This is a genomic window from Streptomyces sp. NBC_00459, from assembly GCF_036013955.1.
GTDB lineage: Bacteria > Actinomycetota > Actinomycetes > Streptomycetales > Streptomycetaceae > Streptomyces.
Genome location: NZ_CP107903.1, coordinates 5,101,510 through 5,115,927 on the forward strand (window position 1 = coordinate 5,101,510; position 14,418 = coordinate 5,115,927).

The following is a 14,418-nucleotide window of genomic DNA, read 5'->3' on the forward strand; positions in this document are numbered from 1 at the left end:
AAAAGCCCCGCACTGTCCCGGATGATCCGGGGTGCGGGGCGGTCTGCGCGGCCGTGCGGCTCAGAACTCGTAGTCGGCGATCACCCAGGTGGCGAACTCGCGCCAAGGTCCGGCAGCCGCCTGATGGGCCGGGTGCTCCAGGTACCGCTTCAGCGCATCCACGTCCTCGACCGCCGAGTTGATCGCGAAGTCGTAGGCGATGGGGCGGTCGGTGATGTTCCAGGCGCACTCCCAGAAGCGGAGTTCGTCGATCTGGCCGGGCAGGGCGCGGAAGGCCTCGACACCGGCCACGACCCGTGGTTCGTCGCGCTGGACGCCCTCGTTGAGCTTGAAGAGGACCAGATGGCGGATCACATGTACTCCCCGGCTGCTGTTCGGGCTGGCTGGCTGCTACTTGGCGCCGTCGGCGACCCAGGTCATGAAGTCGCCTATGGCGCTGGCCGCGTTCGAGATTCCTTCGAACGCTATCTGGACGTAGTCGGCGGCCTTCGACGGGTCCGTGATGATCACATACAGCACGAAGACCACCACTGCGTAGACGGCGATCTTCTTCGAATTCACCGCCACGGCGGCCTCCCCCTCAGACCCGACCAGACCCGACCGCACGACACCCGACTGATGTCGCACGAAAGGCCCCGCCATCCGGCGAGGCCCTTCTACAGCGGTAGCGGAGGGATTTGAACCCTCGGTGACTTGCGCCACACTCGCTTTCGAGGCGAGCTCCTTCGGCCGCTCGGACACGCTACCGAGGGAGACCTTACAGCAAGGTGTGGCGTGGTCCGAAATCCGTTTTCGTCGGCCCCCGCCGGTGCGTGGGCCGGTGTGTCAGCGGTCAGCGGTCGTGGCGGAAGAAGGTGGTGAGGAGGCCGGCGCAGTCGTCCGCGAGGACGCCGCCGATCACCTCGGGGCGGTGGTTGAGGCGGCGGTCGCGTACGACGTCCCAGAGGGAGCCGGCGGCGCCCGCCTTCTCGTCGCGGGCGCCGTAGACGACCCGGTCGATCCGCGACTGCACGAGGGCGCCCGCGCACATCGTGCAGGGCTCCAGCGTGACGACGAGCGTGCAGCCGGTGAGCCGCCACTCCCCGAGCTTCGCCGCGGCCCGCCGCAGCGCGAGGACCTCCGCGTGCGCGGTCGGATCGCCCGTCGCCTCGCGCTCGTTGTGCCCGGCCGCGAGCACCGTCGTACCATCGGCGGCCAGGACGACGGCGCCGACGGGGACGTCACCGCCCAGGGCGGCCCGCCCGGCCTCGGCCATGGCGAGCCGCATCGCGGCCCGCCACGGATCACGTACCGGGTCGGGCGTCCCTTCGTCGGTCGTCGGGCCCTCCTGGCTCAGCGCACCGTCTCCAGGACCTCCGACGCTCCCAGGGCCTCGGCGATCGCGCTCAGCGCGTCGTCGGCGTCCAGGGCGCGCAGTTCCTTCTCGCCGACGCCGAGGTCGTCGAGGATCACCGGGTCCCCCACGGGGCCGTGCGGCACCGCGTCGGCGGGGGCGATGGTGTCCTCATCGTCGGAGTCGGTGTCCGGATCGGAGTCCGACTCACCGTCCTCGGTGCCGTCGAGGTCGAGGGCGTCGAGATCCGGCTCGTCGGTGTCCGGATCACGGCCGAGCAGCTCGGCCGTGAGCAGGATCTCACCGTACGAACTACGAGAAGCGGCGGCGGCGTCGGAGACGTAGATCCGGGGGTCGTCCTCGCCGTCGATGCGGACGACGCCGAACCAGGCGTCCTCCTGCTCGATGAGCACCAGCACCGTGTCGTCCTCGGGGGAGGCTTCACGGGCCAGTTCGGCCAGGTCCGACAGGGTTTCCACATCGTCGAGCTCTGTGTCGCTCGCTTCCCACCCGTCTTCGGTGCGCGCGAGCAGTGCGGCGAAGTACACCGTGACTCTCCCACTGTTCCTAGGCGTGCCGGTTGGGGGTCCCCCCGGCGGAGGTTACGGGCGGGGCAGGCTGTGCGCCGAGCCCCACCCACTCGGAATCGTGGCAGAAACGGAGCGTTCAGGGGACGTCTTCGCCACCCTGTGTCCGGCTCTTTTGATCGCTTGTCGGTCGAGCCCTTCAGCAGCGCTCTCGTTGCTGCCACCAGCGGATCGTAACCGGCTTCCCTCACCGCCCTCGCACGGCTACCCCTTCAACGCGCGTACTACCAGCGGAACGTACGCATGCGCATGGCGTGGCGGAGGCGGGCGGCCTTGGCGCGGCGGGGCTGGACACGGTCGCGCAACTCGCGTGCCTCGGTCAGCTCGCGCAGGAAGACGGCCCGGCGTCGACGCCGTTCGGCCTCGGTCTCCGACGCTTTCCGGTCGCGGTCGGGTTCCTGGTCAGGCATGGGCAGACACCCCCAATCCGTCCATCCACCTTCCCTCCCCCGGGCGGTTTGATGCCAGCGGAGGGGTGAGGGGGAGCGGAGTCGCTGTACGGGGAAGCGGAACCGCTGTATGGGGGAGCGGGCCGCTGTACGTGACCACGGCTACTGTTAGGGACATGCGTCTCCACGTCGTCGACCACCCTCTGGTCGCCCACAAGCTCACCACCTTGCGCGACCAGCGCACCGACTCCGCGACCTTCCGCCGTCTCGCCGACGAGCTGGTCACCCTGCTCGCCTACGAGGCCACGCGCGACGTGCGTACCGAACAGGTCGACATCACGACGCCGGTCGCCTCGACCACGGGCGTCAAGCTGTCCTACCCGCGCCCGCTGGTGGTGCCGATCCTGCGGGCCGGTCTCGGCATGCTGGACGGCATGGTCCGGCTGCTGCCGACCGCCGAGGTGGGCTTCATGGGCATGGTGCGCGACGAGGAGACGCTCCAGGCGTCCACGTACGCCACCCGCATGCCGGAGGACCTCTCCGGGCGCCAGGTGTACGTCCTCGACCCGATGCTCGCCACCGGCGGCACCCTGGTCGCGGCGATCCAGGAGCTGATCAAGCGCGGCGCCGACGATGTGACGGCCGTGGTCCTGCTGGCCGCCCCGGAGGGCGTCGAGGTCATGGAACGCGAGCTGGCGGGCACCCCGGTGACCGTGGTGACGGCCTCGATCGACGAGCGCCTGAACGAGCACGGCTACATCGTCCCGGGCCTCGGCGACGCGGGCGACCGGCTGTACGGCGCGGCCGAGTAGTACCGAACAGGCAGTACGGAGTACGAGGCTCAGCAGCTCTTCTGGGTGCTGGAGGGCGTCGGCGCGGGACCGGTCAGTGCGGCCAGGGCCTGGTCGGCGTCCTTTTTGCTGGTCAGGGCCGTGAACTTGGTGCCGATGAGCAGGTCGACCTCGGTGGCCGACGCACGCGCGTCGGTCTTCACCTGGGCGCCGGCCAGCTGGGTGCCGAGCACGGGCAGGGCGGCCCGGGCGGCCGACTTCGCGCCGAGCACTATTCCGGCTCCGGCGATCTTCTTGTCGTAGGCCTTGGGCGCGTTGCCGACGTCGCCGATGCGGAAGCCGCGCCTGCGCAGCTCGTCGGCGGCCTGCTTGGCCAGGCCGCTGCGGGGCGTGGCGTTCAGGACGTTGACGGTGATCCCGCCGGGCTTGGGCAGCGTTCTGGGCGCCGTCGGCGCCGTGGCCGTCGGAGTCGCTTTGGTGGCGCAGTCCGACTTCGGTCCCGCTGCCGTGGCCTTGCTGCCGCCGCCGGTGAAGACGTCGATGAGCTGCAAGGTGCCCCAGCCGATCAGGCCGAGGGCGGCGACGGAGGCCACGAGTCCGAGCACGAACCTGCGGCGCCCCCGGGGTCGGCGCATCCGCGGGTACTTGTCCCCCGTGATGCGGTACTGGCCGCCCATTCCGGGGGGAGTCAGCATGCTCATGGGCGCAGCGTAGTGCGCCCGGGCGGCGATGCCTACTAAATGATCATTGACCCGGCCGCAGTACTACCCGAAAGGGCCAATAAGCGTCGCGAGAAAGGCTGTAGGGCCCCGCGTGAGGCCCTCCGCCGGACCGTCCGTCAGTCCATTTCGAGGACGCGGGCGTGCAGCACCTGACGTTGCTGGAGGGCCGCCCTGACCGCGCGGTGCAGACCGTCCTCCAGATACAGGTCGCCCTGCCACTTCACGACATGCGCGAAGAGGTCGCCGTAGAACGTCGAGTCCTCGGCGAGCAGGGTTTCCAGGTCGAGCTGGCCCTTGGTCGTCACGAGCTGATCGAGGCGGACCGGGCGCGGCGCGACGTCCGCCCACTGCCGGGTGCTTTCCCGGCCGTGGTCGGGGTACGGCCGGCCGTTTCCGATGCGCTTGAAGATCACACGGAAAGCCTACCGGTCCAGACGTTCCGGGCGCAGCCATGGAGACGGAGTGCGACGCTGGAAAAGATGCTGTAAAGCGGGGCAAAACGGAAGAGGGGCCCGACATGAGCGACAGCGAGACCGTGCCATCGGCCACCACGGAGGCCGTGACGGAGTCCTTGCCACCGGCAAACGCGCCCGGTTCGCCACCCCGTGCCCCTGGGAGCGCTCCCGCGCTCCCCCGGCCCGCTCTGGAGATCGCCGCCGGGTACGCCTTCACCGGCCCGGCACTCGATCTGGGCGCCCTGCTGTGGGACGGGACGTGCCTCCCGGACGCCCAGATCCGCATCCCGCTGCCCATGCTCAACCGGCACGGTCTGGTCGCGGGGGCCACCGGGACCGGCAAGACCAAGACGCTCCAGCTGATCGCCGAACAGCTCAGCGCCCAAGGTGTGCCCGTTTTCCTGGCCGATGTGAAGGGTGACGTCTCCGGGATCTCCGCGCCGGGGACGATGAACGACAGGGTCGCGTCCCGTGCCGCCGAGGTGCACCAGAAGTGGACGGCGACCGGTTTCCCCGCCGAGTTCTACGCCCTGGGCGGTCTCGGCCACGGCATCCCGGTGCGGGCCACGATCACCAGTTTCGGCCCGGTGCTGCTGTCCAAGGTGCTCCAGCTCAACCAGACCCAGGAGCAGTCACTCGGCCTGGTCTTCCACTACGCCGACCAGAAGGGGCTGGAGCTGCTCGACCTGAAGGACCTGCGGGCCGTCGTCGCCTTCCTCACCTCCGACGAGGGCAAGGAGGAGCTGAAGGGCATCGGCGGACTCTCGACGGCCACGGCCGGGGTGATCCTGCGGTCCCTCACCGCCTTCGAGGCGCAGGGCATGGCGGACTTCTTCGGCGAACCGGAGTTCGACACGGCCGAGTTGCTGCGTACGGCGTCGGACGGCCGGGGCATGGTCTCGGTGCTCGAACTGCCCGCCGTACAGGACCGGCCGCAGCTGTTCTCCACCTTCCTGATGTGGCTGCTGGCCGACCTCTTCCACGATCTCCCGGAGGTCGGGGACTCCGACAAACCCAAGCTCGTCTTCTTCTTCGACGAGGCGCATCTGCTCTTCAACGACGCGTCGAAGGCCTTCCTGGACGCGATCACCCAGACCGTGCGCCTCATCCGCTCGAAGGGGGTGGGCGTCTTCTTCGTGACGCAGACGCCGAAGGACGTTCCCGCCGATGTCCTCGCCCAGCTCGGCAACCGCGTCCAGCACGCGCTGCGTGCCTTCACCCCGGACGACCAGAAGGCCCTCAAGGCCACGGTGAAGACCTTCCCGAACTCGGCGTACGACCTGGAGGAACTGCTCACCGGCCTCGGGACGGGTGAGGCGGTGGTCACCGTCCTGAGCGAGAAGGGCGCCCCGACCCCGGTCGCCGCGACCCGGCTGCGCGCCCCCGAGTCCCTGATGGGCCCGGTCGACGCTGGGGTCCTCGACCAGGCGGTCAGGGCCTCGCAGCTCCACGACCGTTACGCACAGGCTGTGGACAGAGAGTCGGCGTACGAGAGGCTGGCGGCGGCGAAGCCCTCCGGGGGAGCCGGCGGCGCCAAGGGTCCGGACGAGATGAGGCCCAAGGAGTCCAAGGCGCCTGCGGCGCCCAAGGAGGATCCCTCGGTCGTCCAGCAGGTGGTGGGCAGCGGCGTGTTCAAGTCGCTGGCCCGGTCCCTGGGGACGCAGATCGGGCGCGAGATCACCCGCTCCCTCTTCGGCACGGCACGGCGGAGGCGGTAGCCGCAGAGGCCCCGCCCCCGCCGCCCGGTCAGTGGCCCGGCTGCTCCGCGGGCTGCTGCGGCTTGACCTCCTTGGCCTCCTTGACCTGCGGTTTCGGTGCGTTGCGTACGGCCTCGGCGCGCAACAGGGCGCGCAGGAGCACGTAGGGGTCGATCGCCATGTCGGTGTTCCTTGTCCCGTGTGTCGTACGGAGTGACTGACTGATGGACCGGGGGAGCCGGGTCCGTCAGCAGCGCAGGACCACCGAGCGCAGGGCTCGCAGGGAAGGAGGGGTGGGTGCGATGCGGGGTGGCGGCAGGGGCCGGGCGGTGGGAGCCGGGGCCGGGGCCGGTGCGGGCCGCGGCGGTACGTTACGGGCGGTGCCCCGCGTCACCGGCCGCGGCACGGTGTCCAGGGCGTCGTACTCGAAGACGGGCGAGCCGCTCTCGGTCACCGTCGCGGAGAGGGGCACCGCCTGGGCGCCCGCGTACCCGCCCGGCAGGGACAGGGCGAGCAGCAGGACGAACGCCCGCAGCCAGGCACGCCGACGGGCGTGACCGAGAGCCTGCGGTGCGACGGTGCTCACGGGGTGTGTCTCCCGTGCGCGGGACGTCGCTCATCCCACCGGCGGGGAGAACCGCCCGGATGGCTGCTACTTGCCGGAGGCCTTCGCGGCCCTCGCCGCCGCCTTCATCTCCTGCTTGTGGGCCCGGACCTTGGTCAGGGACTCGGGGCCGGTGATGTCGGCGACGGAGCGGAAGGACTCCGGTTCGCCGTACGCGCCGGCGGCCTCGCGCCAGCCCTCGGGCCGGACGCCGAGCTGCTTGCCGAGGAGGGCCAGGAAGATCTGGGCCTTCTGCTTGCCGAAGCCCGGCAGGTCGGTGAGGCGCTTCAGCAGTTCCTGGCCGGTCGTCGCGTCCCGCCAGACTCCCTCGGCGTCACCGTCGTAGTGCTCGACGAGGTACTGGCAGAGCTGCTGGACGCGCTTGGCCATCGACCCCGGGTAGCGGTGGACGGCCGGTTTGTCGGAGAGGAGCGCGGCGAAGGCCTCGGGGTCGTACGCCGCGATCTCGTGTGCGTCGAGGTCGTCGGCGCCGAGGCGCTGGGCGATCGTCGATGGTCCTTTGAACGCCCACTCCATCGGCACCTGCTGGTCCAGCAGCATGCCGGTCAGCGCGGCGAGCGGGCTGCGGCCGAGGAGCGCGTCGGCCTCGGGGTCCTGGGCGAGGTGGAGAGTGACGTCCATGGGTCGATCATGCCCCGATCGGGGCGGGGGTGCCCGGTTGCGGCTACGGCTGCCAGTAGCCCAGCCCGTGCACCCGCTGCTTCGGCAGCCCCGCCTCCTTGCGGAAGTAGCCGGTCAGGGTCCGGGTCGTGACCGTGTCGCAGGCTGTCCAGACGTACGGGTCGGCGGTGCGCCTCAGGAGGTCAGGGAAGGCGGAGCGGACCTCGGATACCAGGTGGGCACCCGCGTCCAGGCGGGGCACCGGGCGGAGGTCGTGGATGTCGGTGATGGTGCGGAAGGGGTAGCCGTCGGTGCCGTGGTCCGACTCGAACCAGATCGTCGCCGGGACCGGACCCAGCGCGTCCAGGAGGGAGTTGAGCGCGGGCAGCGATGCCGGGTCGCCGATCGCGAAGACGTGCGAGGGCTCCGGCCGGGGCCGTGTGAAGCCGGTTCCCTGGACCGTCGCCCCGATGGTGTCCCCGGGCTTCGCGGCCCGCGCCCAGTCGCTGGCGCATCCGTCGTGGAGCGCGAACTCAAGGCTGAACGTGCCCGTCTCGGGGTCCGGGTCGACCAGTGTGTACGCCCGCTGGTGCGGCTTGCCCGCGTTGTCGAACCACAGCCGGACCCACATCGTGGGGTGGACGCCGGTGGCCGAAAGCATGCCGCCGTCGGTGAGATGGAGGCGCCGGTAGTGCGGGGTGACGTCCTCGGCGCCCGTCACGGTGAACACGAAGTCCTTGCCCCGGAAGAGCTTGAGGACAGCGCCCTCCCAGCCGCGCCGTCCCTGGATCTGACCCTTTTCCTGCCGGTTTCGCTGTCCCTGTACCTGTCTCTGCCCCTGCGCCACGACTTCCTCACCCCTCACGTACGATTCCCACACGGCTTACTTAGGTAAGGCTAACCTAAAGCACAGTTTCGGACCCCGTGAGGATGCAGATATGGCCACCGAGATCTACCGCGACGCCTGGGGGATCCCGCACCTGCGTGCCGGCGACGCGTTCGAACTCGCCCGTGGCCAGGGCCGCGTCACCGCCCTCGACCGGGCCTGGCAGCTGGAGGTCGAGCGTCACCGCGCCCAGGGCACCTCGGCGGCCTTCCTCGGCGCCGAGGCGGTCGGCTGGGACGTCTTCGCCAGACGCGCCCGCCTCGACGACACCGCCCGCCGCTGCTACGCCACCCTGGAGGGACGGGACCCCGAGACCGCGGCCTGGGTGCGGGCGTACGCGGAAGGTGTCAATGAGGGGTTGGCGCAAGGGGCCGTCGCCGCACCCGAGTTCGCCGCGACCGGGCTCGCCCCCGGCCGCTGGGAGCCCTGGACCCCGCTCGGTGTCTGGCTCGCCACACACATCCTGTTCGCCGGTTTCCCGGCCAAGCTCTGGCGCGAACAGGTCGCGGCACATCTCGGCGCCGACGCCATCGCCCTGTTCGCCACCGACGGACCCGGCACCTCCGGCAGCAACGGCTGGCTGGTGAGCGGCGAACGGTCGGTCACCGGACTCCCGTTGATCGCGGGCGACCCGCACCGCTACATCGAGGCTCCCGGCGTCTATCAACAAGTGCGGCTGTCCTGCCCCGAGTTCGACGTCGTCGGCTTGGCCGTCCCGGGCGTTCCCGGCATCGCCCACTTCGGCCACACCGGCACGGTCGCCTGGGCCATCACCAACGCCATGGCCGACTACCAGGACCTGTACGTGGAGCGACTTCGCCGTACGGGGACTCCCCTTGCGCGTAAGGGAGTCGAGGCACTCGATCCGGACGGTGAGTGGCGAGCCGCCGACGTGCACGTCGAGGTCGTCGACGTCGCGGGCGGCGAACCGGTCGAGGTGGAGGTGATCGAGACCCGGCGGGGACCGGTGGTGATCGGTCCCGATGAACATCATGGCGATGATGGCGATCGTGCAGAAACGATTAGTCTGCGTTGTCCGCCCCGCGTCACCGGCGACCTCGGCTTCTCCGCCCTTCTCCCCCTGCTCCGCGCCCGCAGCGTCGCCGACGTCGACAGGGCCGTCGACCTGTGGGCCGAGCCCGTCAACGTCGTCCAGGCCGCCGACACCGAGGGCGGGCTGCTGCACCGGGTCGCGGGCCATGTCCCCGTCCGCGCCGAGGCCAACCGGACCCGGCTCGTGCGGGCCTGGGAACCCGGTCACGAGTGGCACGGCCGGCACGAGACGCCGTACGGCACCGTCGACGACGGCCTCGCCGTCATGGCCAACCAGCGCGGACCCGCGACCCCCCTCGGCGTCGAGTTCGCGCCGCCGCACCGGGCCGCCCGGATCCGCGCCCTGCTGGAGGAGAGGGACCGGTGGTCGGCGGCCGAGCTGCCCGCACTCCACATGGACACCCACCTCGCCTCCGCCGCCCCGCTCCTCGACCTCCTCGCCGACCTCGACGGACTCACCCCCGAGGAGACGGCCCTCCGTGACCAACTCCTGCGCTGGGACCGCCGGATGGACGCCGACAGCACGGAGGCGGCTGCGTACGCCGCCCTGCGCTCCGCCGTCGTACGCCGCCTCGCCGCCCACCCCGCCTTCGCCGCACTGGCCGACCCGCCCCCGTACCCCGAGGTCTTCCTCCCCTGGCTCGCGCTGCTCCCCCGGATCGCCTTCGCACTCGAAGGGCTCCTGAAGGCGCGGGAGTTGTACGGCATCGATCGCGCCGCCGCGGTCAGGGAAGCTCTCGCCGAGGTGGCTGCCGAGGCGGTGTCCGTGACCTGGGGCGAGCGTCACCGGCTGGCCCCCTGGCGGGCGTCGGCCACCTCCCCGCACTCCGCGTACGACGAACCGGGGCTCTCGGGCGACCACGACTGCGTACTCTGCACCTCCTCCGTCCCCGGGCTCACCGACCTCAGCGCGCGCGGGCCCGCCGCCAGGTACGTCTGGGACCTGGCCCGGCGTGAGGACAGCCTCTGGGTGGTGCCCTTCGGGGCCTCCGGGGTGCCCGGCTCCGCCCACCACCGCGATCAACTCCCCCTGTGGACAAGGGGGGACCTCGTCCCGGTCGTCACCGACTGGGCCCGGCTGACGCGGGAGTACCCGCCGAGGCCGACGTCGATGTACGAGGCCCGCGCCGCCGTCCACGAGCAGGTGGCCGACGGGTTCGGGACCGTGCGCGTGCTGCGCCTCGACCCCGTCGCCGACGCCGGGGTGGTGCACGGGTGGGTGAGTGAGCCGCGGTCCGCCTTCTGGGGCATGAACGGGCTCAGTGAGGAGCAGGTCGCCGAGATCTACGGCCACTTGGACACCCTCGACACCCATCACGCCTACCTGCTGGTCCAGGACGGAACGGCGGTCGGGCTGCTCCAGACGTACGAGCCCGAGGCCGACCGGGTGAGCGAGTGCTACGCCGTCGAGCCCGGCGACATCGGCGTACATCTGCTGCTCGCGCCCGCCGGGGCGGAGGGCGGGCGGCCCGGGTGGTCGGCCGCGCTGATGGCGGTGCTGGCCCAGTACGTGCTGGTCGTGCTCGGGCGGCGGCGGGTCGTGGTCGATCCCGATGTGGGGAACGAGAAGGCCGTAGCCCGATTTCTGCGGCAGGGGTTCGTGGCCGGGCCCGTGGTCGTCCTGCCCGAGATCGACCTGCCGGACGTGTATCTGCCGGAGAAGCGCGCCCAACTGGCTTTCCTGTCCCGGGAGGTAGCTTTTCCCGGGTGACCTCGACCTCCGGAAACCCGACGCCCGCCGACCTGATCGCCCACTACGGGCTGGAGCCGATCCCGCGTGAGGGCGGGCTGTTCCGGCGTACCTGGGAGGGGCCCGAGCGGGCCGACGGGCGGCCGGAGGGCACGGCGATCGTCGCGCTGCTGACCGCCGCGCCCGGCGACTTCTCGGCGCTGCACCGGCTGCCGTCGGACGAGATCTGGCACTTCTACCTCGGTGATCCGCTGCGACTGCTGCTTCTCGCACCGGACGGCACCTCCCGGACGGCGGTGCTCGGCCCGGATCTCCTGCACGGGCAGGAGCCTCAGCTCACCGTTCCCGCCGGGACTTGGATGGGCGCGCGGGTCGTCGAGGGCGGCGCGTGGACGTTCTTCGGGTGCACGATGGCGCCCGGGTTCACGTACGAGGGGTACGAGCACGGCGACGCCGTCGAACTGGCCGCGCGTTATCCGGCCGAGGCGGCCCGCATCCAGGCACTGTGTCGCCCATGAGGCCATCCATGATCCCATCCATGAGTTCTGCGAGTTCTGCGGGTCTTCTCGCCGGTCAGGTCGCCCTTGTCACCGGGGGCGGTGGCGGGATCGGGCGCGGGGTCGCGTCGCGGTTCGCGGCGGAGGGGGCCGCCGTCGCCGTGCACTGCCGGACGTCGGACGAGGGTGCGCGCGAAGTGGCCGCGCGGATCGAGGAGGCGGGCGGCCGGGCCGTCGTACTGCGCGGTGATCTCACCGTCGAGGACGAGTGCCGACGGGTGGTGCGGGAGGCCGCCGAGTGGGGTGGCGGGCGGCTCGACGCGCTGGTCAACAACGCGGGCGTGCAGCCGGTCCAGGAGCTGGCCGGGATGACGGCCGCGGACTGGCGGGCGGTCGTCGACACCAACCTCCTCAGCGTCTTCGCGTGCACACAGGCCGCCGCGGAGATCATGCGGGAGCAGGAGGGCCGGGGCGCGGACGGGGGCGGGGGCGGGGGCAGTGTCACGCACATCGCGTCCATCGAGGCCGCGCACCCGGCGCCCGGCCACGCGCACTACAGCGCCTCGAAGGCGGCGGTCGTGACGCACGCCCGGTCGGCGGCTCTGGAGTACGGGCGCTACGGCATCCGCGTCAACACCGTCTCGCCCGGCCTCGTCGACCGGGAGGGGCTGGCGGACGACTGGCCCGACGGAGTGCGGCGATGGCAACAGGCGGCGCCCGTAAGGAGGTTGGGGCGGCCCGAGGACATCGGTGACGCGTGCGTGTTCCTCGCCTCCCGGCTGGCTTCCTGGGTGAGCGGGCACGACCTGGTCGTGGACGGTGGGGTGTCCGCCCGTCCCACGTGGTGAAGACCACGGCGAATCCGGTTCCGGCGGGGTGAGCGGGGCGTCAGGATCGTCCGTACGTATACGAGAGCCGAAAAGTCCCGAAGACGGAGAAGGTACGTGGGCCGACTACGGAACGAAGGGCGCGATGACCGACGAGCCGCAGGAGGCGACCGCACGGGGATCGGTGAGCGCACGGAGCTCGGCGGGCGGATGGGCGTGAGGAACGTCCGGGGAGCAAGGAACGTCCGGGGAGTTCAGCGGCTGGCGTTGCTGGGCACCATGCTGGTCCTCTTCCTCCTCGTCGGCGGGGCGGGCACCGCGTCCGCGCACGCCGCTCTCCGTGACACCGACCCCCGGGACGGCAGCGTCCTCGACTCCGCGCCCCGACAGGTCACCCTGACCTTCACCGAGTCCGTCGCCCTGCTCGACGACTCCTTCCGTCTCTTCGACCCCGACAGCCGGCGCGTGAGCACCGGCGAGGCCGAGCATGTGGACGGGCGTTCCGACGCGGTGCGCGTCAGTTTGCCGGGGGGCCTCGGCGAGGGCACGTTCACCGTGGCCTGGCGGGTCGTCTCGGCGGACAGCCACCCCATCTCGGGCGCCTTCACCTTCTCCATCGGCGCACCCTCCGCGACCCCGGCCACCATCGACACCGGCCCCACCGAGAACGTCGCCACCAGCGCCCTCTACGACATCGTGCGCTACCTGGCGTACGCAGCTCTGGCACTGCTCGTCGGCACCGTCGTCTTCGTCCTCCTCTGCCGCCCGCCGAGCACGGACCCCCTGCGCCGACTGGTCCTGACGGGCTGGTGGACCCTCCTGGTGTCCACCGTCGCCCTGCTCCTGCTGCGCGGCCCGTACGAGGCGGGCACCGCACCCGGCAGCGCCTTCGACCTGGCGACCCTGGAACGGACCGCGACCGGCAGGCCCGGTCTGGCGCTCCTGGCCCGGCTCGCTCTGCTGGCCACAACGGCCGTACTGCTGAATCTGGTTGTACGTCGACACCGGCGCGCCGAAGCCGACACGGGCGACCGCGCGAAACCGGTCCTTCTCGCCGCCGGGGCCGTGCTCGCCCTCGGTCTCACGCTGACGTGGGCCGCCGCCGAGCACGCGTCGGCCGGTATCCAGGTGCCGGTGGCGATGGCCTCCTCGGTGCTGCATCTGCTCGCCATGTCCGCGTGGCTGGGCGGCCTCGTCGCCCTGCTCACCCTGCTCCAGGCGGAGGAGCCGCTCCCGGCGTCCACCGTCGCCCGCTTCTCCCGGCTGGCCTTCGCCTCCGTGGCCGTCCTGACCGTCACCGGCATCTACCAGTCCTGGCGCGGCCTCGGCTCCTGGGACGTGCTCACCGGTACGTCGTACGGCCGGATCCTGATCGCCAAGGTGTGCGCGGTGGCCCTGCTGCTGGTGGCCGCCGGGTTCTCGCGACGGTGGACGGGCCGGCTGCTGGTCCCGGAGACGGCGGAGGCGAAGGTCGAGGAGCGGGTGCCGGAGACGGTCGGCGGTCCGGCGACGCGGTCGGGCGACAGCGGCAGCGACGGTGACCGCGACAAGGACGGGAAGGGGGACGGAGACGGGGACGGGGTCAGCGACGCTTCCGACGACGGCATCTCAGACGATGTACGTGCCTCCTACCGGCGTCGGCTCCGCCGTTCCGTGCTGGCCGAAGTGGCCGTCGGGGTAGCGGTGTTGGTGATCACGACCGTCCTGACGACCACCCTGCCGGGCCGGGCCGCCGCCGAGGCGGCGGAGGCCGCCAAGGACGCGCCCGTCCCCGGCGTGATCGGCGCGTCCACGACCACGATTCCCTTCGACGTCGGTACACCGGGCGGCCACGGCAAGGTGCAGATCACCCTCGAACCCGGCCGCGTCGGCGAGAACAGCGTGCAGGCGGTGGTGTTCGGCCCCGACGACGGCTTCGCGACCGTCCCCGAACTGCGCGTCTCCTTCTCGCTCCCCAGCAAGGACATCGGCCCGCTCAACGCCGAAGTCACCGACCAGGGCGGTTATTGGGGCACCAACAACCTCAACCTGCCGATCGCCGGCACCTGGACCATGAAGGTCACCATCCGGACGTCGGACGTGGATCAGGTGAGTGTGTCGCGGAAGGTGCGGATCGGCGGCTGACCCGACCTGATCCGATGGCGGGAGCTCCGGTCCGGCATCTGTCGGGCCCGCGCGGAACCACACCGCCAGGACGAGCGGGTACACCAGATAGCCGAACCGGGTGGCGGGTATCAGGCACATCGCCAGGCCCAGGCCGATGGCG

Annotated in this window: 17 protein-coding genes and 1 tRNA gene; 6 read left to right on the forward strand and 12 right to left on the reverse strand. The window is 71.3% G+C overall.

From position 1 onward, the window contains the following. Positions 1-60: 60 nt before the first annotated feature. The 6 genes from OHN74_RS22370 to OHN74_RS22395 form a co-directional block, all read right to left on the reverse strand. Positions 61-354, reverse strand: a complete 294-nt coding sequence (locus OHN74_RS22370; protein ID WP_327696332.1) for a Dabb family protein — start codon at positions 352-354, stop codon at positions 61-63. A gap of 36 nt (positions 355-390) precedes the next feature. Then, positions 391-567 carry a hypothetical protein gene (locus OHN74_RS22375; RefSeq protein WP_327696333.1) on the reverse strand — a complete coding sequence of 59 codons (177 nt, stop codon included), beginning with the start codon at positions 565-567 and terminating at the stop codon, positions 391-393. A gap of 95 nt (positions 568-662) precedes the next feature. Further along, positions 663-747, reverse strand: a tRNA-Ser gene (locus tag OHN74_RS22380). Between the two features lie 85 nt (positions 748-832). Next, the gene (gene tadA, locus OHN74_RS22385) at positions 833-1,267 is read right to left on the reverse strand and encodes a tRNA adenosine(34) deaminase TadA (protein ID WP_327696334.1); all 435 of its coding nucleotides are present in this window, start codon (positions 1,265-1,267) and stop codon (positions 833-835) included. Between the two features lie 65 nt (positions 1,268-1,332). Beyond that, the gene (locus tag OHN74_RS22390) at positions 1,333-1,881 is read right to left on the reverse strand and encodes a tRNA adenosine deaminase-associated protein (RefSeq protein WP_327696335.1); all 549 of its coding nucleotides are present in this window, start codon (positions 1,879-1,881) and stop codon (positions 1,333-1,335) included. A gap of 263 nt (positions 1,882-2,144) precedes the next feature. Further along, entirely contained in the window at positions 2,145-2,330 is a 186-nt protein-coding gene (locus OHN74_RS22395; protein WP_327696336.1) for a hypothetical protein, read from the reverse strand. Positions 2,331-2,485: 155 nt separating this feature from the next. Here OHN74_RS22395 and upp point away from each other — a divergent pair, with 155 nt between their 5' ends. Continuing rightward, positions 2,486-3,121 carry a uracil phosphoribosyltransferase gene (upp, locus tag OHN74_RS22400; RefSeq protein ID WP_327696337.1) on the forward strand — a complete coding sequence of 212 codons (636 nt, stop codon included), beginning with the start codon at positions 2,486-2,488 and terminating at the stop codon, positions 3,119-3,121. Positions 3,122-3,150: 29 nt separating this feature from the next. Here the strand turns inward: upp and OHN74_RS22405 are convergent, their stop codons facing one another. Together OHN74_RS22405 and OHN74_RS22410 are read right to left on the reverse strand one after the other, a co-directional pair. Beyond that, a complete protein-coding gene (locus OHN74_RS22405; RefSeq protein ID WP_327696338.1) occupies positions 3,151-3,801 on the reverse strand; it encodes a LytR C-terminal domain-containing protein in 651 nt (216 codons plus the stop codon). A 137-nt stretch (positions 3,802-3,938) separates the two neighbouring features. Continuing rightward, a complete protein-coding gene (locus OHN74_RS22410) occupies positions 3,939-4,235 on the reverse strand; it encodes a type II toxin-antitoxin system VapB family antitoxin (RefSeq protein ID WP_006377352.1) in 297 nt (98 codons plus the stop codon). A gap of 104 nt (positions 4,236-4,339) precedes the next feature. On the opposite strand from OHN74_RS22410, the gene OHN74_RS22415 reads away from it, so the two are divergent. Next, a complete protein-coding gene (locus tag OHN74_RS22415) occupies positions 4,340-5,995 on the forward strand; it encodes a helicase HerA-like domain-containing protein (RefSeq protein ID WP_327696340.1) in 1,656 nt (551 codons plus the stop codon). 28 nt (positions 5,996-6,023) lie between these two features. Here the strand turns inward: OHN74_RS22415 and OHN74_RS22420 are convergent, their stop codons facing one another. From OHN74_RS22420 to OHN74_RS22435, 4 genes are all read right to left on the reverse strand, one after another. After that, positions 6,024-6,155: a hypothetical protein gene (locus tag OHN74_RS22420; protein WP_327696341.1), complete on the reverse strand. Its 132-nt coding sequence runs from the start codon at positions 6,153-6,155 to the stop codon at positions 6,024-6,026. A gap of 66 nt (positions 6,156-6,221) precedes the next feature. Then, positions 6,222-6,560, reverse strand: coding sequence for a hypothetical protein (locus OHN74_RS22425; protein WP_327696342.1), 339 nt, complete (start codon positions 6,558-6,560; stop codon positions 6,222-6,224). A gap of 66 nt (positions 6,561-6,626) precedes the next feature. After that, positions 6,627-7,220, reverse strand: a complete 594-nt coding sequence (locus tag OHN74_RS22430) for an HhH-GPD-type base excision DNA repair protein (protein WP_327696343.1) — start codon at positions 7,218-7,220, stop codon at positions 6,627-6,629. Between the two features lie 43 nt (positions 7,221-7,263). After that, positions 7,264-7,989 (reverse strand): siderophore-interacting protein, encoded by a 726-nt coding sequence (locus tag OHN74_RS22435; RefSeq protein ID WP_327700231.1) that lies wholly within the window; start codon positions 7,987-7,989, stop codon positions 7,264-7,266. A gap of 148 nt (positions 7,990-8,137) precedes the next feature. Here OHN74_RS22435 and OHN74_RS22440 point away from each other — a divergent pair, with 148 nt between their 5' ends. From OHN74_RS22440 to OHN74_RS22455, 4 genes are all read left to right on the forward strand, one after another. After that, positions 8,138-10,849 (forward strand): GNAT family N-acetyltransferase, encoded by a 2,712-nt coding sequence (locus tag OHN74_RS22440; RefSeq protein WP_327696344.1) that lies wholly within the window; start codon positions 8,138-8,140, stop codon positions 10,847-10,849. Further along, positions 10,846-11,346, forward strand: a complete 501-nt coding sequence (locus OHN74_RS22445) for a cupin domain-containing protein (protein WP_327696345.1) — start codon at positions 10,846-10,848, stop codon at positions 11,344-11,346. Before OHN74_RS22440 ends, OHN74_RS22445 begins: the two co-directional genes overlap by 4 nt. Before the next feature lie 20 nt (positions 11,347-11,366). Next, positions 11,367-12,173 carry an SDR family NAD(P)-dependent oxidoreductase gene (locus OHN74_RS22450; protein ID WP_327696346.1) on the forward strand — a complete coding sequence of 269 codons (807 nt, stop codon included), beginning with the start codon at positions 11,367-11,369 and terminating at the stop codon, positions 12,171-12,173. A 189-nt stretch (positions 12,174-12,362) separates the two neighbouring features. Continuing rightward, complete coding sequence (locus OHN74_RS22455; RefSeq protein WP_327696347.1) at positions 12,363-14,276, forward strand: copper resistance CopC/CopD family protein; 1,914 nt, start codon at positions 12,363-12,365, stop codon at positions 14,274-14,276. The last annotated feature ends 142 nt before the right edge of the window (positions 14,277-14,418 follow it).